The following is a 17,614-nucleotide window of genomic DNA, read 5'->3' as shown; positions in this document are numbered from 1 at the left end:
TCTGACGGGCCAGACGCCGAAGGCCTTCAGCATCAAAATCTGCCCTCAGTGAAATTCCTGTTCGCATCCGAAACCTCCGCTTTGCACAAGAGATTCAGATTCACCACGCTTTGGGAAGCCCAAAGAGTCGGCTTCAGAAAGACGCCGTATTACCTTCTACAATAGCCGACGCCCACATTCATCCCTTGACCGGCAGACACCAGATCAGGCCTACTTCAACGCGCTGGCACCAATGATGGTGGCGGCATAATCGAGGCGGAAATCCACTTAGCCAAACGCCCGAAACTGTTCAGACAAACCGAGCCAGCTCTGTCCGCAATAACATGTGCCGGCGAAATGACCGAATGGACGAATCGATAATGAATGATGCGGGGGGCCCAATCGTCGTATTTGACGCCATGTGCGTTCTTTGTTCGGTAAATGCCCAGTTCATCCTAAAGCATGACCGCAATCGCCATTTCCGGCTTGCTTCAATGCAGTATGAGGTCGGCGCCGACCTCTATCGCAGATTTGGAATCGATCCAGCCGATCCGGAATCGATCATCGTCGTCGATGGAGAGAAGTTCTATCGCGACAGTGATGCGGTCCTTGCGATCTATTACAGACCCTTGGGCACGGCGAACATGTCAAGCCGGTCTTTCAGCAGAAGCTCCCGAACGTGCCGGGAAAAAGCATGATAGCTGCGATCGTGACTTACGATCCGAGTGGAAAATCGCCGCCGCATCATCACGCCGGATCGGCTTTCATTTACGCTCAGGTGCTCTCGGGTTCGATCCGCAGCAAGGTTGATGATGCACCCGTCCGCATCTATAAGACGGGTGAAAATTTCTATGAGGCGCCTGGCTCGAAGCACAGCATCAGCGAGAACGCGAGCAAGAAAGTTCCAGCCAGCCTGCTTGCGGTCTTCATCGTGGATTTCGACGACAACAAGTTGACGGTGCCGGATAACTGATAGCCCCCGCAATGTGGGCCTTGCTCTTCAAGTCATCCACTTTCGGTGTTCTGCGAAACGATCCGCAAGCAGATCTATGAACAGGCGAACCTTGGTCGGCAGATGACTGCGGTTGGGGTAGACGGCGTTGATGGTAAACTCGACCGCATTCACGTCAGGCATCATCCGGACAAGCCGTCCTGCGGCGAGATCATCGAAGACGACGAAGCTCGGCGCCAGAAACACGCCCCGCCCTGTCACCGCGAGGTGCCGGAGCGTCTCGGCGCTGTTCGATACCACGTTTCCAGAAATCTTGACGCTCTGTTGACCTCCGTCGGSCCCTTCGAAACGCCATTCCTCTCCGTAAGGGTAATAGGCATAGCGAAGACAWTTGTGTCCCGYTAGATYGGCCGGACTTTCAGGCGCCGCATGCGTCTCCAGATAGGACGGCGAACAGGTGAGAATRTGRCGCCAGGGCGTTAGCTTCCTGACAACGAGGCTTGAATCCGGCGGCGGTATGGTTCTGATCATCAGGTCGTAGCCGTCTTCGACCATGTCGATYGCCTGTTCGCCGATCTTCAAGTCAAGTGAAATCGACGGATAGAGCTCCATGAATTCGCTGACGACGGGCAGCAGAAATCGCACGATCGCCGTGCTGGTATGGAGTTTCAGCGTGCCGCGCGGGGTCGTGGTCAAGGCGCCTGCCGCTCGGTCTGCGTCATCGAGATCTCCCAGTATCTGGGTCGACCGTTCGTAGTAGAACTTACCSGTCTCTGTAAGGCTCACCTTCCGGGTGGTGCGGTTCAACAGCCGCACGCCGAGGCGATCTTCAAGCGCCTGCACATGGTTGCCCACCATCGTCACCGACATGTTGAGCTTGCGCGCAGCAGCCGAGAATCCTCCGCAATCGACCACGCGACCGAACACGATAAGGCTTGTTAGCCTGTCCATTGATGCCCCCGATTATCCGCTGAGAGTGGATGATCCTTCCCGATATCTGCAGATTATCACARGGCGYATWGMRGRGCATTCTCMTTYTCATCGAACAAGCCGGCYCGAGGGCCNGAAAATGAGGAGAAGRACAATGGTCGAAMTACCCCGCGCAGCRGCTTTTGAMGCAGCCAMCCAGACGAGCRYCGCRAAGGTKCAGGATGCACCRKYSRTCARCGAAARCAACMGTGCTCCTGTCGAACCTGCACAGGCCTCGGCCAAGCCAGGAAATGGCCGCAAGATCGCCAAGCGCGGCCTCATCCTGGCTGCTCTCCTTGCCGGSGTCGCCTTCGGGGCGGATTTCGGATACCATTACTGGACAGTTGGACGCTTCATCGAGTCYACCGACGACGCCTACGTCAAGGCCGATTACACGACGGTCGCTCCGAAGGTCGCCGGTTATATCGCYACCGTTTCCGTCAATGACAATGATTTRGTCAGGGCGGGCCARGTCYTGGCCCGGATCGACGACCGCGACTTCCAGACGGCGCTGGCCCAGGCGAGAGCGGACGTCAAGGCAGCCGACGCCGCCATCTCCAATCTCGACGCCCAAATCGAACTGCAGCAATCAGTCATCGGCCAGGCCAAGGCCACGATCGATGCTTCTCAGGCTTCGCTAGACTTTGCGCGCTCTGAGGCCGCGAGATCCGCACGGCTGATTAGCAATGGAGCCGGCACCCAGTCCCGCGCTGAACAGAGCCAGTCGCTGAGCCAACAGGCCATCGCTGCACTCCAGCGCGATCARGCCGCACTMGTCGCAGCCGAGAAGAAGGTCCCGGTACTRCAGACCCAACGGGACCAGACGGTCGCCCAGCGCGACCGGTCCGCTGCCGCCGCAAGCCAGGCGGAACTCAATCTTTCCTATACGACMATAAYAGCCCCGGTCGACGGCGTCGTTGGTGCCCGGTCCTTGCGTGTCGGCCAGTATGTGACCTCAGGAACTCAGTTAATGGCTGTCGTTCCTATACACTCATCCTATGTTGTCGCCAACTTCAAGGAAACGCAGTTGACGAATGTCCGTGCCGGACAGCCGGTTGCGATCAAGATCGACAGCTTTCCCGACCTGACGATCAAGGGCCACGTCGACAGCGTCTCGCCTGCCAGCGGCCTCGAATTTTCTCTGCTGCCGCCGGACAACGCGACCGGCAACTTCACCAAGATCGTCCAGCGCATCCCGGTCAAGATCGTCTTCGACGACGACAGTCTGAACGGCCTCCTGCGGTCGGGAATGTCGGTGGAACCAGACATCGACACCAAACTGACCATCATGGGCGGCAAATGAGCGCCGGAGCGACATCCAATGGAGTTGAAACCATGCTTGACATCGTTTCCTTGAAGGCCATCGTCGGCGAAAGACCTCCSGTCGATAAAGATGCCCTGCTTTCCATGATCGAATGGATATCCGATGAGGGTTGCGAGCAGGAAGACGAGCGGTTGTTCATCGCCGGGCTGGGTGAACRCCTMYRYKSCCTCGRWTTYCCGATMGAYCGYTTGACCTTCCATGTRATGACGCTCCATCCYGATTATGTCGGMCGCRCCGTCGCMTGGGCSCCRGAYGAGGYSGTCGAGGTKCTCGATCGCGARCRGKGCGTWGTRCCGCTCTTCTCCAGGACGCCKYTCTAYARAGTCATGAAGACAGGTTGCTCYCTTGTCATMGGYACYGGKGAKGAAAACKGTGRCTGGCAGGAYATCGATGTCTTTGCCGGYCGCCAGCTCGCMCAGATGATCATCGCGCCGCTSGGMAAGGGAGMCGGACCKGTCAGYGTCRTCGCCTTCGGMACCRYGCGRGCCGGCGGCTTCCTRCCATCGCAATRTCAGGTCATCSACCGCWTGCTTCCCGCGCTSCGSAAYGCSTGGGARCTTCRGGCCCTYCGRCTGGARGACCTCAGYCTGATYGGCGATTRACCCGTCTGGCTTGATGATCYTTCCAATCTTTCCGCAATTATCGCSAGCTYCATCCTGTGGGACTGTCTCGGCATCAGAAGGAGAACGACAATGGCAWCGMTTCAGAYCGCAGTGAACAACAMTTCGGCTTCRGKGCYSWCRACRAAGRCCRCMCAGCCYGCCCATWCGATGAGCCCGCTRCGCATGTGGAGYGCYGTCATCGGCTCKACRCTCGGTGCRTTCATGGCCGTCCTCAACATCCAGATCGTCAAYGCATCGCTCGCCGACATCCAGGGCGCSATCGGYGCGGGTTCRGATGACGGCGGCTGGATTTCCACMTCCTACCTCATCGCCGAAATYGTCGTCATTCCGCTCAGCGCCTGGCTCGCCCGCGTGTTCTCGGTGCGSGYCTATCTGTTRACGAATGCYGTYATCTTCCTGCTGTTYTCKGTCGCCTGCGCCTTTGCCGCCGACCTYCAGCAGATGATCATCCTGCGCGCSATCCAGGGCTTTTCGGGCGGYGTSCTTATYCCGATGGCYTTCACGATCATCATCACGCTTCTGCCCAAAGCCAAGCAACCGATYGGSCTKGCGCTNTTTNGCCCTGTCYGCAACCTTCGCCCCGGCCATCGGACCRACGATCGGYGGATACCTCACTGAAAACTGGGGTTGGCAATACATATTCTATGTCAATCTGGTRCCAGGTGTACTGATGCTGGGCATGCTCTGGGCTTCCCTCGATCGTGCACCGATGAACCTCTCGCTGCTTGCCAAAGGGGACTGGCCGGGTATCATCACTATGTCCGTCGGCCTTGCTGCCCTGCAGACCGTGCTTGAAGAAGGCAATAAGGAAGACTGGTTCGGTTCCGACTTCATCCTTCGCCTGTCGATCATCGCGGCCATTTCGCTGACGCTGTTCCTCTATATCGAGCTGAAGTCCGCCCATCCGCTACTGAACCTGCGCCTTCTCGTTCGTCGCAACTTCGGCTTCGGCATTGTTTCCAACTTCATGCTYGGCGTCGCTCTCTACGGCTCGGTTTTCGTCCTGCCGATCTACCTGACCCGGATACAAGGTTATAATGCAGAGCAGATCGGTATGGTTCTCGCCTGGACCGGCCTCCCACAGCTGCTTCTCATTCCGCTCGTGCCACGACTGATGAARCTGGTCGATATCCGGCTGCTCATTATCGTCGGCTTCGCCCTCTTCGCAGTATCCAACTTCATGAACATTCACATGACTGGTGACTATGCMACCGATCAGCTGTTCTGGCCAAACATCGTCCGCGCCGTCGGTCAGGCTCTCGTCTTCACACCGCTGTCCGCTATCGCGACATCGGGGATAGAGCAGGAAAACGCAGGCTCGGCTTCGGCTCTCTTTAACATGATGCGCAATCTTGGCGGTGCCGTCGGCATCGCAGTCCTGCAGACYTTTCTCACCAAGCGTGAACAGTTCCATTCGAACATTCTCACGAGTTCCGTCTCRGTATTCCAAGATGCGACCCGCGACCGCGTGGCAAAATTGAYGGCCTACTTCATGAGCCATGGCGTCAGCGACCARGCMCTCGCCACACACAAGGCCGTGGTCGGGATCGCTCTGAAACTACGTAAACAGGCAAATATCCTTGCCTTCAGCGATACTTTCTACCTGCTCGGGGTAGCCCTTGTGATCGCACTGCTTGCATCACTCTTTTTGARGAAGCCTGGTCAGGTGTCCGGTGGAGGCGCGCACTAACGCTTCACTGCAACCACTTCGATTYTGTCCCAATCAGTCTATCCCCGACCCGATGAAAAAAGATCCACTCCATCGGTCCCGCTAAAAATACAGCAAACCGAAGTTGCTGGAACCAACTCAAACCCAYCTTGAAAAACAGGAGAACTGAAATGAGCAACACAATGAAAGCCTACCGCGTCCATGAGTTTGGCGGCCCGGAAGTCATCCGCGCGGAGCAGATAGAGCGTCCCGCACCTGAAGCGGACGAAGTGCTGGTGAAGGTGCACGCCGCAGGTGTCGGTCCTTGGGACGGCTGGATCCGCTCCGGGCACAGTGCGCTTCCACAGCCCCTGCCCCTGACGCTCGGATCGGATATCTCTGGCGTCGTCGAAGCCGTCGGGGAGAACGTTCGCTCCTTCAAARMAGGCGACRCYGTCTAYGGCGTCACGAACYCCCGCTTCATCGGCGCTTACGCCGACTATGCCATCGCCAGCGCCGGCATGATTGCTCTCAAGCCGACAACAATTGACGACATCGAAGCCGCTTCGATTCCGGTGATCGCCGTCACGGCCAAACAGGCTTTGTTCGATCAGGCCGGTCTGAAGCAKKGGAGCAGTGTCCTCATCCACGGTGCTGCCGGCAACGTCGGAGCCTACGCGGTCCAACTCGCGCAYAARGCKGGCATCAGGGTCATCGCAACAGGAAGYRCCGGGGACGTCGATGAAATCAAAAATCTGGGAGCGGACCAGGTCATYGACCATCGTGCCAGTCGGTTCGAAGAGCAGGTATCCGAGGTGGATGCCGTCATCGACCTCGTCGGAGGTGAAACTCAGACCCGATCTTTTGCTGTCCTGAAAAAAGGCGGGAAGCTTATATCTGCAGTGTCCAAGCCCGATCAGGAGCTCGCCTCAAAACACGATGTCACCGCAGCGTTCTTCCTGGTCGCTGTCTCGACAGCTGAGCTGGATGAAATCGCTGCATTGGTCGATGGCGGATTTCTGAAGACCAACGTCGGCGACGTGCTGCCACTGTCAGATGCGATTGCTGCTCATGAAATGTTGGAGGGGAAGAGAGTGCGGAACAAGGGAAAGATCATCCTCAATGTCTTGAGCGACTAGGCAGCCAGTAAATAGCTAAGCAAAGGGAACGCTTTATCAACTCCAGTGGCGACCTAACCGGTCGCCGCTATTCTACGTCCGCCCTGCGGAGCTGGCTGCGACCATGCCCTCATACCAACGAGCGCTGATCACGACCTATGCGCCCACTGACGATGCCCGATGGACATGATTTTCCACGGCTGGTCGACGAGCTTGTTCCAGGCTTGGCAGCAGTGCGCGACGATGTCGTCATAATCCTTGAAGATGCGGTTCGACAGCCAGTTGTCGCGCATGTACTGCCAGATGTTCTCCACCGGGTTCAATTCGGGCGATCTCGGCGGTAGAAACATCAAGGTGATGTTATCAGGGATCTTTAGCTTCGGCGTCGTATGCCAACCCGCCTGGTCGAGAATGAGAACGGCATGTGCTCCATTATCGACGGCAAGGCTGATTTCGTCGAGATGCTGCTGCATGGCATCTGTGTCGCAATAGGGAAGAACGAGACCTGCCCCCTTGCCTTTCTTGGGGCAGATTGCGCCGAAGATATACGCCCACATGGTGCGCTGATCGTGCGGTGCTGAAGGCCGGGTTCCCCGACGTGCCCAACGGCGCGTGATCTTGTTCTTCTGTCCTATGCGAGCTTCATCGGCCCACCAGATTTCGAGATCCGTGCCGGGCGGGCGTTTGGCCCGGATCTCTGCAAGCGCGGCTGCAAAGTCTTTTTAAAAACGTCGCCCTCCAGCTCATTCTGCGCATAATGGCGGGGACGAGCAGAGATCTTGGCAAAGCCCAGAGCCTTCAGCTCTCGTCCGACCGTCGTATCGTCCATGGAGACACGGAATTCTTCGAATATCCACTGCGCCAGATCTCTGCGCCGCCATCGCACGACGCCATCGACGGCCGGAATAGGCCCCCGTTCCACGATCTTTGCTAATGCCTGCCGCTGGGTATCAGTGCGCGAAAGCGATCAAAAAGGCATGGGCGTCGCGATCAATCGCATGACCGCTCCGCTTCAAGATACATTGCTCCGGTTGCTGTCCTTGTTGGATAGCCCGGCAGACATTCCCGTTCTCGGCCCGATGATCGAGCGCGAACTGCTCTATCGGTTGCTACAAGGTCCACAGGGACGATTGATGCGCCAGATCGCACGGCCTGAAGGTGCCTTGGACCGCGTCCGGCGCGCAGTCACGTGGATCAGGGATCACCCCGACACACAGCTCCGCATCGATGCCCTTTGCGATGCCAGCGGCATGAGCCGCGCAAGCCTGCATCGCCATTTCCAGGCGATCACCGGCTTCAGTCCTCTTCAGTATCAAAAGCATCTCAGATTGCAGGAAGCCCGCCGGCTATTGCTGGCAGGCGGCCATAGCGCGTCAGATGCCGCGTTCGCCGTCGGATACGAGAGCGCGTCGCAGTTCAGCCGTGAGTTTCTTCGACAATTTGGCGCACCACCAGCGCGACATGTAAAGGAGATGCGTCAAGCGGTTGAAGACCCGAAGATGGCTTAATTTCTTCGCCTTGAACCATATCGAACGCACGACCCGCCAGTTTAGCCAAACGGGCGCAAAGCCAGGACTTGGAGATTTGGCTTTTCTTGAGTTTGATTGGCACTTAGATGCAATACCGCCAGTGCCACGTTCGAACCGTCAAGTGAAACAGGCGCGGTTATTCCGAGAGCCGAGCCTGCCAGTCGCCACTCTTGATCCTTCCAGCCGCCTCTTCCTCGATCTCGTGACGGACGGCTTTAAAGGTTGGCGACGTCATCAAGGTACGCCGTTGGGCAAGGCAAATGCCTCTCTCGAGAGCCGGACGGATCGGCTTGGCGGCAAGAAGACGCGGGTAGATCTCCGCCCCCAGTGCGCAAGGGGCCAGGATGCTGTACCACTTGCCAGTTTCTACCAGTCTGAGAAGGTGCTGACCAGCATCGATTTCCATTCGGACATCAAGGCTGGCGCCCGTCTTCATCGCGTAGCTGTCGAGCAACGTTCTGATCGCGTGCAGCGCCGTCGGCATGACGAGCGGATAGCGATGCAGTTCGGAAACATCCACATGGGTAATCCCGAGCAATTTTTCGTTGCGACCAATGAGATGCAGGGCTTCGCGACCGAACTCCTTGCATTCGACTTCTGGTGTCGATGTTTTGTCAAAGACGATCGCAACGTCTAGCTTGCCCTCATGTAGCCATTGCCAGAGATACCCCGAAAAGGCCTCCACCAACCTTAACGTTACGCCGGGATAAGTTTGCGACACCCGCTCGATCAATGGCAGCGCGAGAACGGCAGCCGTCGATGACGTGAGGCCGATCGATATGTCGCCCTCTACGATCTTGCTCCGGTCCTGCACCTCGCTGAATGTCGATTCGGCCAAACCGATCATATCGTATGCACGTTGCAGCAGCAGTTTTCCTGGCGTGGTGGAAACAACGCCCTGGGCTCCCCGTTCCACCAACTTGACGTCCAATGCCGCCTCGAGCTTCTGCAGCGTTACGGTAAGAGCGGATTGCGCGATCGATAGCCGGCGGGCGGCGGCTGATATGCTTCCTTCCTCACAGATGGCGATGTAGGCCATCAATCGGGACAACTCAAGTGCACGAGCGCCACGGTAGTTCATCTAGTTAGCTCCCATAAGATAAGCGCGTAGCCATCTTCCTAGGCGATGGCCATATCACTAAAACATATTTTAAGTCGATGGCAGAATGCTGTACGAGCTCGTGATTGCAGGGGCGGTTCGTATACCCAAACGCTTCAGCTGATTGTCGAACGGGAGGTAAAGACAGTGGAAACGGTTACCACACAGACGGAAATGCGCAGGGCGGTGATGCGAAAGCTTGCCTTTCGCCTCATGCCTTTCCTCACCCTGGGATATTTTGTCGCTGGTCTAGACAGGGTGAACGTCGCCTTCGCCGCCCTGCACATGCAGGAAGTCCCGGGGCTGACGCCCTATATATATGGATTGGGCGCGGGCGTTTTCTTCGTCTCATACTGCGCGTTTGCGGTGCCTAGCAACATGATGATGGTCAAGCTCGGCGCCCGGCGATGGCTTGGCATCGTGATGGTAACTTGGGGCATCATATCCGCCCTCATGGCAACAATGAATGGACCTGTCTCTTTCGTGACTCTCAGGTTTCTGCTGGGCATAGCGGAGGCGGGATTTTTCCCCGGCGTACTGCTGCTGCTGACCTCCTGGTTCCCGAAGAGCTATAGAGGCCGTGTCGTCGCGCTTTTTATGATGGCACTACCGATTTCGAATTTCTTCGGTTCTCCCCTCTCGGCAGCACTTCTTTCGCTCGATGGCTTCCTTGGCCTTGCAGGCTGGCACTGGATGTTCATTATCGAGGCGTTGCCGGCGATCCTTATGGGGCTATCAATCGGACTGTTCCTTCCGAGCGATATCTCATCCGCCCGCTGGTTGAGCGACCCGCAGAAGGAATGGCTTTCAGGGCAGCTCGCGGCAGATCGTATCGGTGAAGAGCAGTTGGAGAAGCCTTCGGTCTGGTTTGTCCTGCGACATACGTGGGCCGTCCCGCTTGCCCTCGTCTACTTCGGCGGCACGTCAGTGAACAACGGCGTCGTGCTGTGGCAGCCACAGATCATTAAGACCTTTGGACTTACCGACATGCAGGTCGGTCTCGTGACGGCGCTGCCGTTCGCGATCGGCGCAATTTGCATGATCACCTGGGGTCTATCCTCCGACAGACGCCAGGAACGCGTCCTTCACGTCGCGTTGCCGCTTGCTGCAGCGGCAATCGCGCTCGGCTGCAGTACAGCGACAGGCGGACTGGTAGGGCTCGTGCTGATCCTCTGCGTCACGATCGCGGGGTCCTACAGCTTCCTCGGCCCGTTTTGGGCACTTGTGTCAGAAAGGATCCCACCCGCTAGCGCTGCTATCGCGATCGGTCTGGTCAACTCTCTGAACCAGCTCGGTAATTTCGGCGCGACGTGGATCATTGGCTATGTCCGCACCACAACAGGCGATTTTCGCTTTGCGTTGCTGCCACTCATCGGCTTTGCCACGCTCGGTTTTGGAACAGTTCTTTGGGTCGGCCTTGCCAACCGGCGACAGGGCGCGGCTCTTGGCAAGCCAAACGCCGACAGCGCAACTCTCCATTGACCAAAGACGAAAGTACCATGCAAAATAAGTCACTTTCAACGCCCGATCGGCAGCCGACAACCATCGTAAGCGCACCCGATGGAACCGGTCTGGCGACCCATGAATTCGGCAATCCGGACGGGCCCGAAATTCTCTTCGTTCATGGCTTCTGCCAATCGCATCTGTCTTTCCGGAGACAATATATGAGCGAACTGGCGGAGCGGTTCAGAATCGTGTCGTTCGACCTGCGCGGGCACGGCGCTTCCGACAAGCCGTGCGAAATCGAATGTTACCGCTCGGATTCGATTTGGGCGCAAGATGTCGCCAGCGTCATTGCAGCCAAAGCACTGCGCAATCCGGTACTCGTTGGCTGGTCTATGGGCGGGCGCGTCCTACGGGAATACGTGCTGGCGAACCCGAAAGCGCCGATCGCCGGCATCAACTTTGTCAGCTCACAGGTTATTCAAGACGCTCGGTGTCGGGGACCGGCCGCACCCAAAGTGTTCCCTGAGACCTATTCGCTTGAAGCTGAAATCGAGTGGGCGATCACATTTCTGGAGAATTGCTACGGCAAGGCACCCGCAGAAAGGGATTTCCGGATTGAGCTGGCCTACAACATGAGGATACCGGACCCGATCCGTCGCGCAATTGCAGGCTGGCTCTCGGATCCGGCCAAGGCGATCGATCGGCTGAGAACGATCGGAATCCCGATCATGTTGTCCCACGGTCGAAAGGATCAGGTTGGTCCTTCCGTTTGCCTCGCAGCTAGCAGCCGAGACAATCCCGGCGGCAAAGATCTCGTGGTATGACGAATGCGGGCATTGCCCCTTCGCCGAAGATCGCGACCGGTTCAATAGGGAACTGGCTGATTTCGTTTTGTCCTGCAACCGCGTGATTTGACGTACCTTGATGCTGATCTGATCTTAGACGCGGGTCCCTCCCCCAATCCAGAGAACCGCTCCCTAGTCGCGTATAACGGTACCTTGTTACCTATATGGCAAGCCAGCACACTGTCGCCTTTCTTCTGGGTGGGGGCGTGGTCGGACTGCACGTCGCGGCCCTGCATGCCGAAGCCATCCGCGCCGGCATCGAGGCCGTTCCGGCGTCCACAGTGGAGGCAGCGCGCGGCATTGGTTTCACCCAGTTTGAGATCCTGCGCTTCGTCGAGATGCCGCTTGCCCTTCGCGCATCGCTGCCGGCCATCGTCAACAACCTCATCAACCTGGTGAAACTGACGACGGTCGGCAATGCGATCGCCGGTAGCGAAATCACCTACGCTTCGATCATGGTCTGGACCCAACGCGACCATGTCGTCGCACTGATGATCGTCATCCTGCTGTTCTTCAGCGCCATCAACTTGCTCGTTGCCCGCCTCGGCCGCTGGATCGAGCGCCGGCTGGCCGTTCCGGGGTATGGCCTATGAACGTTTCCACAGTTGCTTCGCGGACCCAAAATCGACTCCGATCCCGCATCGTCGTCGTCGGCGCGCTCATCATCGCCCTGCTACTATGGGTGTCGCTGGACCTCAGCCTTGGGCGAACCACGGTCGAGTGGATCCCGTATCTGGCCAGCGGCTTTCTGATGAACATCGTTATCAGCCTATTAGCCATGACGATCGGCACGGCGTTCGGCGTCCTCCTCGGCGTTCTGCAACTGACGCCGTTCCGGCTGGTTCGCTACCTCGTCGTGACTTATGTGCAGATTTTCCGCAATGCGCCGCATCTCGTGCTGATGTGGGAAGCGTCGAAATCAAGTAACGGCTTAAAAGCACTTCGCACATAGGTGGTTTGCTCTTAAAGGGTATCGAACCTGCGTTTCTCGTACCAGAGCGGGAAATAATTTCCGCTTAAGGCGGCCCCATATATGGGGGTCTTGAACCAATTCGAACCAAAGGCACACCAAACGCCACAGCTCCATACGCGGCGCTACATTGAAATACCTGCCCAATCTTCATGCGCGTGGCGAATTCGCACTACGAAAATTTCCTCTTCGTGTTCAACCCGATAGCCGATGAGATGTGCTTTGAATGGGTGAATTCTGACTGGCGGCTCTAGCGGCAGTGGCGGGCCTGGGTTTCACGCTCACCATCGCCTTAATGACGCTATCGCGGAAAGCGTAACACGCGCCCGATCGAAGCGCCGTCATCGATATGCACGTATGCTGGGGCATCCTCAAGCCAATTTGTCGATCATATCCTGCATCTCGTCACGCGAAATGAGGTGTGGGCTTGTTGCGTTATGAATAGTAACGCCTTCAATTATGGCGTCGATCGATCGTGCTTCGGCAGGGGTAAAGTGGAGTTCTAGGGCTCGGCGGCTCGCTTCCAACCACTCCAGCATGATACCTTTGAAAAACGTGCGGCGAGAAGCGTAAGCGTAGAGCTCAAAGCTTAACACCATTTCCTGTTCTTTGTGCTCAGTTTCATCCGCCAGAAAGTCGACCACGGCGATTTTCGCTTCTTCACGGTTACGCGCATTCGACAAGACCTCATATAACCGTCCGGAAACGCTTTTTGCAAATTTGCTGAAGGCCTCGCCAAATATCTCGTCCAATCCAGAAAAATAATAGGTCAAGGAGCCCAAAGGGACACCGGCTTCTTCAGCGATGCTGCGATGGTTGGTGTCGGAAACACCCAGCCGCGCAATCGTGAGAAGCGCCGCAGAAATTATGCGGTCCCTTCGCCCCGGATCGTTCGGTCGACGCCGACTTTTTTCTGACTTCTCATTCATCCCCGCTCACCTCACCTCACATTATTGACGTTGTGTACTTTTGTACATATATCTCCACTCGCCATTCCGGGCCATGAGCCGTGCAAAAATGAAGGAATAATCGTGAACGAAATCGAAAAAGCCGCTGCGGGCCTGCTGTATGACGCCAACTCCGATCCGGAAGCAATAGCGCAGCGTGATACTGCAAAGAACGCTCTTTTCGAGTTCAATCACACGCCACCGAGCCAGATTGAAAAGCGCCGAAATATCCTCCGGTCGCTTATTGGCAGGACGGGCAAAAGCTTCATTATCGAAGCGCCGTTTCATTGCGATTACGGTTACAATATCTCGTTAGGCGAGAACTTCTATGCCAACGTGAACCTCGTGATCCTGGACTGCGCCAAAGTGACGATTGGCGATAGCGTCTTCGTGGCACCAAACGTCCATGTCTGCTGTGCTGGACATCCCCTTGACGTTGAGCGTCGCAACAAGGGGCTTGAGTACGCCTATCCGGTCGTGATTGAGGACGATGTTTGGATTGGTGCTGGAGCGCAAATTCTTCCGGGCGTCACGGTGGGAAAGGGAAGCGTCATTGCTGCCGGAGCGATCGTGATCCGTGATGTTCCACCAATGACATTGGTAGCTGGAAATCCCGCACGGATCATCAGGAAGATTACCGATGCCGACGTCTTGAAGTATCGCGAATGAGCGTGCCCCAAGAGGGCGATTGCACATCGGCTGACGGAGATCGATCCGGGTATCGCAGAGCGCTTCTATCACTTCAACGCCGTCGCTGCTTACAGATTGAGCGACCAGAAAATGGAATACCTGATGAGCATCGATTTTAAGAATGGAATCTGGCTGAACGAACCTAATGACTGGAAGGCGGACGAAAGCCACTTGACCATGACGACGGACGCCAAGACCGATTTCTGGCGCGAAACCTATTACGGCTTCACCCGCGACAGCGGTCATTTTCTTGGCTTTGCCGCTGGCGACAGCTTTACCGCCACGATCCGCATTCGCGGGGAATTTCGCACGCTCTACGATCAGGCCGGCCTGATGGTGCGCATCGACGACACCAAATGGGTCAAGACCGGCGTCGAGTTCACCGATGGCGAGCTTTTCCTCTCGACTGTTGTCACCGACGGCAAATCGGACTGGTCGGTATCGCAGCCGTTCAAGGAACTTGAGGATTTCTACATCCGCGTCACTGTCAACAACGGTGCCATGCGCATCCGGCTTCGCGCGACGGCAAGTTCTGGCCGCTGCTGCGGCTCGCACACTTCCCGCTCGCGGCACGATATCAGGTGGGGCCGACCGCCTGCACGCCGGAGCGCAGCGGCCTGTCCGTCAATTTCTCCGAATTTACGATCGGTCCGGCGATAACTACCGATCTCCACGATCTGAGCTAAGGATTTCCCATACTGATAGGTATCGACCCCATTCTGAACGCCGATATCAGGCAACACCCTTCTACGGCAATGTCATCATCCGCAACAGCACGGTGAGCCTCGGCAATAATTGACCAAAAGATTGATGAGCCCTGATTCCTCGAGAATTGTTAGAACCCACCATTTAAAAACTGAAGGGAAGTTGGGGCTCAGGTCGATCGGGCTGCTATGGCAGCGATGGTGTATCTTATCTCAAGTGGTTGTTCGTGCCGTTCAATTTCACGACGTATAGGCCGTACTCATGCGCTCCTCGATTTCCCTGCTTCTGCTTGTAGTTATTGCTCTTGGCCTCGTCTTCACTGCGGAAGGCGTGTTTGAAGCCACCAGCAGCGCCGGGGTAACAACAGGCTCCCGTCCCGAACAGGTTATAATTAACGCATGTATCTATAACACACAGCGTGATGCTGTCGTTCCGAGAGGTTCGCCTTCGATCGATACGAACTGTCTCACGAAGGCAATAGTAGTTCAATCGACATCACTTAGCGTTCCAACGGCTTGCCGCGCCATTGTCTTCGGATCCGTTTCGTTGGATTGGTCCAGTTGGACACCGGCCATCCCTGTTCGACCTCCGAAGTCTTTAGGCTGAACGCGCACCGCGCGGAAAAAATACCTTAAACTCCCAGCCCAAATTTGGTCGTAACCCGCCGCAAGCAACTGGCCGGCCGGTCTGTGCGCCTGAAAGGCGCTTTATGAACAGGATCATCAATGTCCAGCCCCACCCCCCGCAACTCACTTTTTATTCCGATGCTCGGAGGTCTCTATTCTCGCCTTGATGCAAGCGCCGAGACGTTACTGCGTGTCATCTGCGGCCTCTTACTCGTCACCCACGGCCTTCCCAAGATGATGAACCCGTTCGGTACCATCGACATGGTCGAAAGCTTAGGTTTTTACCCGGGTACCCTATGGTCGCCTCTGCTCGCCGCCACCGAGTTCTTCGGTGGTTTGTTCCTAGGGCTGGGTCTTCTCACCCGCCCTGCCGCATTGGCGACGACGATCGTCCTTCTCGTCACCGTCTGGTTTAACGGGGTGGTTCAAGGCGGAGGATACTCCGGCTCCGAGACATCGATTCTTTGGGCCGCGATAGCTCTGTTTTTTGCAATCCGTGGCGGCAATAGACACTCGGTAGATGCCTTAATCGGCCGCAGTTTCTAAACCACTGTAACGTTCCACCGTCGTCCTACGTCTTTGCGGCGGCGGTGGAGTGAGTATTTACGCGGATCCTGGCAGAGCGGACGTCATTCCTTCGAGTGTCGTGTGATGCGACGGTCCTATGGGTGGGACCGCTCAAACCAATCAACATGGCAAATTTGTAAATAGACCACCCCGCATGGAGCCAGTCCCCTCCCAAACTATGCGGGGGGCCGGATCCGGAAAACCGATAATTTATCCAAACCGAAATCTTATGGAAATGTAAAAATGAAAACGGTAGCGATACTGCTTATGCTGTCCCTGGTCACCGGCTGCGCCACAACACAGCGGCAAGAATTCACGGCGGATCTGCAGAAATTACGCGGAGATCCGCAACAGACTGCAGTCAAGGTGTTCGGAGAGCCGAATAAAACCGTCAGAAATGGCGGTGGGGCGTCGCTCTACTGGTTGAAGGTCCGTGTGGAGGACTATGCGGGGCCTAGCAACATCAGAACAATTACGGAACAGGACGGCAAGCGTATCGTCAGCGAGACGTATGGGATGAAGATGAAGCAGCATCGGTACGATTGTATCGTGAAAATCGACGTCGACACTGCCTCGGTTATCCAGAATGCCGAAGTGATAGGCGATGTCAGAGGGTGCGAGCCGGAGACTCCGGGCAAGTGAATTGGGCATTGATCGTTCGCTTCGCCTTGGGAGGTGCTTGCGGGTCTCAAAGCCTACGACGCGCGACCAGTTAGGGAGAGCAAATAAGAAAGCCAGTTGTCGAAACGATTTCTCGTTCCTGTGCTGGAATCCGAGGCCGATATGCATAGGTCCGGATTCAACAGGTAAACATCTTTCGCCTTGAACCACATTGGACCGTTGACCAACCAGTCGGCGCGGCGATGTGCAGCACTACAATACGATACACTAAAGTTGATTTCTGAAATATCCGGGACACTTGAGCCGGTAAATACTGCCTGAGAAAACTCAAAAGGCAGGACTGTCATGAAGGGCTCACTGTTGTTTGCGATCGCAATGTCGATCACGGGTGTCGGCATCGCCGCTGCTTACTCAGCAGCCGCAGAACGTCAGCCAGAAAACGCGTCACCGATCTATGGTGTCACGCTTCCCGAGGGTTATCGGGACTGGAAGTTCATCGCGGCTGCGCAGGAAGCGCCTCCTCTGGACGAATTGCGGGCTGTTCTCGCAAACGATATTGCTGTCGATGCCTACAAGAAGGGGACACTGCCCTTCCCTGATGGCTCTGTCCTCGTAAAGCTTGCCTACAAACGCCAACAGTCGACGGAATTCCCGCCGGCAACGGTGCCTGGAACTCCGACCACTGTTCAGGTCATGGTGAAAGACTCGAAGAAATATCCGGACAGCCATGGATGGGGCTTCGGTCGTTTTGTCAACGGCAAGCCCGTTGACGTGGCGCAGCATGAGACCTGTCTGTCGTGCCACGTAGGCAACGTCAAGGATCACGACTACGTCTTCACGCGCTATGCGCACTGAGCTCCTGACAATTTCATGCCATTTTTCATTTGTAAGGCAAAGCGAGCAGAAACACGCGCAGGATGGTGAACCATGGATTTGAACCCGATCACAAAGCCAAA

13 protein-coding genes and 7 pseudogenes are annotated in these 17,614 nt (G+C 56.5%); 15 read left to right on the top strand and 5 right to left on the bottom strand.

Going from position 1 to position 17,614, the window contains the following annotated elements; all coding sequences use genetic code 11:
- Positions 1-344 precede the first annotated feature (344 nt).
- Positions 345-677, top strand: a complete 333-nt coding sequence (locus VH564_RS24520; protein ID WP_423342459.1) for a thiol-disulfide oxidoreductase DCC family protein — start codon at positions 345-347, stop codon at positions 675-677.
- Entirely contained in the window at positions 674-952 is a 279-nt protein-coding gene (locus VH564_RS24515) for a cupin domain-containing protein (RefSeq protein WP_423342458.1), read from the top strand. Before VH564_RS24520 ends, VH564_RS24515 begins: the two co-directional genes overlap by 4 nt.
- A gap of 27 nt (positions 953-979) precedes the next feature.
- Here VH564_RS24515 and VH564_RS24510 read toward each other — a convergent pair whose 3' ends face one another.
- Positions 980-1,882, bottom strand: a complete 903-nt coding sequence (locus VH564_RS24510; RefSeq protein ID WP_423342457.1) for a LysR family transcriptional regulator — start codon at positions 1,880-1,882, stop codon at positions 980-982.
- A gap of 133 nt (positions 1,883-2,015) precedes the next feature.
- Between VH564_RS24510 and VH564_RS24505 the strand changes: the two genes are divergently transcribed.
- The 3 genes and pseudogenes from VH564_RS24505 to VH564_RS24495 all read left to right on the top strand — a co-directional run bounded on the left by VH564_RS24505 (position 2,016) and on the right by VH564_RS24495 (position 6,634).
- Positions 2,016-3,203: an HlyD family secretion protein gene (locus VH564_RS24505; protein ID WP_423342456.1), complete on the top strand. Its 1,188-nt coding sequence runs from the start codon at positions 2,016-2,018 to the stop codon at positions 3,201-3,203.
- A gap of 791 nt (positions 3,204-3,994) precedes the next feature.
- Positions 3,995-5,537, top strand: a pseudogene (locus VH564_RS24500) (MDR family MFS transporter).
- A 149-nt stretch (positions 5,538-5,686) separates the two neighbouring features.
- The gene (locus tag VH564_RS24495; protein WP_423342455.1) at positions 5,687-6,634 is read left to right on the top strand and encodes an NADP-dependent oxidoreductase; all 948 of its coding nucleotides are present in this window, start codon (positions 5,687-5,689) and stop codon (positions 6,632-6,634) included.
- 128 nt (positions 6,635-6,762) lie between these two features.
- Here the strand turns inward: VH564_RS24495 and VH564_RS24490 are convergent.
- A pseudogene (locus VH564_RS24490) lies at positions 6,763-7,568 on the bottom strand (IS630 family transposase); the annotation flags it as partial.
- Here VH564_RS24490 and VH564_RS24485 point away from each other — a divergent pair.
- Positions 7,567-8,121, top strand: a pseudogene (locus VH564_RS24485) (helix-turn-helix domain-containing protein); the annotation flags it as partial. The pseudogenes VH564_RS24490 and VH564_RS24485 overlap by 2 nt on opposite strands.
- Before the next feature lie 157 nt (positions 8,122-8,278).
- On the opposite strand, the gene VH564_RS24480 reads toward VH564_RS24485, so the two are convergent.
- Entirely contained in the window at positions 8,279-9,223 is a 945-nt protein-coding gene (locus VH564_RS24480) for a LysR family transcriptional regulator (protein WP_423342454.1), read from the bottom strand.
- Positions 9,224-9,388: 165 nt separating this feature from the next.
- Here VH564_RS24480 and VH564_RS24475 point away from each other — a divergent pair, with 165 nt between their 5' ends.
- From VH564_RS24475 to VH564_RS24460, 4 genes and pseudogenes are all read left to right on the top strand, one after another.
- Positions 9,389-10,723, top strand: coding sequence for an MFS transporter (locus VH564_RS24475; RefSeq protein WP_423342453.1), 1,335 nt, complete (start codon positions 9,389-9,391; stop codon positions 10,721-10,723).
- A 17-nt stretch (positions 10,724-10,740) separates the two neighbouring features.
- Entirely contained in the window at positions 10,741-11,511 is a 771-nt protein-coding gene (locus tag VH564_RS24470) for an alpha/beta fold hydrolase (protein WP_423342452.1), read from the top strand.
- Positions 11,512-11,700: 189 nt separating this feature from the next.
- Positions 11,701-12,125: pseudogene (locus VH564_RS24465) on the top strand (ABC transporter permease subunit); the annotation flags it as partial.
- Positions 12,122-12,439 (top strand): annotated as a pseudogene (locus VH564_RS24460) (ABC transporter permease subunit); the annotation flags it as partial. The pseudogenes VH564_RS24465 and VH564_RS24460, both read left to right, overlap by 4 nt.
- A 188-nt stretch (positions 12,440-12,627) precedes the next feature.
- Here the strand turns inward: VH564_RS24460 and VH564_RS24455 are convergent.
- A pseudogene (locus tag VH564_RS24455) lies at positions 12,628-12,756 on the bottom strand (type II toxin-antitoxin system RelE/ParE family toxin); the annotation flags it as partial.
- A gap of 117 nt (positions 12,757-12,873) precedes the next feature.
- Positions 12,874-13,431, bottom strand: a complete 558-nt coding sequence (locus VH564_RS24450) for a TetR/AcrR family transcriptional regulator (RefSeq protein ID WP_423342451.1) — start codon at positions 13,429-13,431, stop codon at positions 12,874-12,876.
- 102 nt (positions 13,432-13,533) lie between these two features.
- Here VH564_RS24450 and VH564_RS24445 point away from each other — a divergent pair, with 102 nt between their 5' ends.
- The 5 genes and pseudogenes from VH564_RS24445 (at position 13,534) to VH564_RS24425 (ending at position 17,513) form a co-directional block, all read left to right on the top strand.
- Positions 13,534-14,118 carry a sugar O-acetyltransferase gene (locus VH564_RS24445; RefSeq protein ID WP_423342450.1) on the top strand — a complete coding sequence of 195 codons (585 nt, stop codon included), beginning with the start codon at positions 13,534-13,536 and terminating at the stop codon, positions 14,116-14,118.
- 123 nt (positions 14,119-14,241) lie between these two features.
- Positions 14,242-14,825: pseudogene (locus VH564_RS24440) on the top strand (DUF1349 domain-containing protein).
- A 744-nt stretch (positions 14,826-15,569) separates the two neighbouring features.
- Positions 15,570-16,016 carry a DoxX family protein gene (locus VH564_RS24435; protein WP_423342449.1) on the top strand — a complete coding sequence of 149 codons (447 nt, stop codon included), beginning with the start codon at positions 15,570-15,572 and terminating at the stop codon, positions 16,014-16,016.
- Positions 16,017-16,280: 264 nt separating this feature from the next.
- Positions 16,281-16,679, top strand: a complete 399-nt coding sequence (locus VH564_RS24430; RefSeq protein WP_423342448.1) for a hypothetical protein — start codon at positions 16,281-16,283, stop codon at positions 16,677-16,679.
- Between the two features lie 324 nt (positions 16,680-17,003).
- Positions 17,004-17,513, top strand: a complete 510-nt coding sequence (locus VH564_RS24425; RefSeq protein WP_423342447.1) for a cytochrome P460 family protein — start codon at positions 17,004-17,006, stop codon at positions 17,511-17,513.
- Positions 17,514-17,614: the final 101 nt, after the last annotated feature.

It is taken from the genome of Rhizobium sp. HT1-10 (genome assembly GCF_049472505.1).
Classification (GTDB): Bacteria; Pseudomonadota; Alphaproteobacteria; order Rhizobiales; family Rhizobiaceae; genus Rhizobium.
Note: the sequence above shows the minus strand (reverse complement) of the source record. Positions and strands in the feature narration are given on the sequence as shown.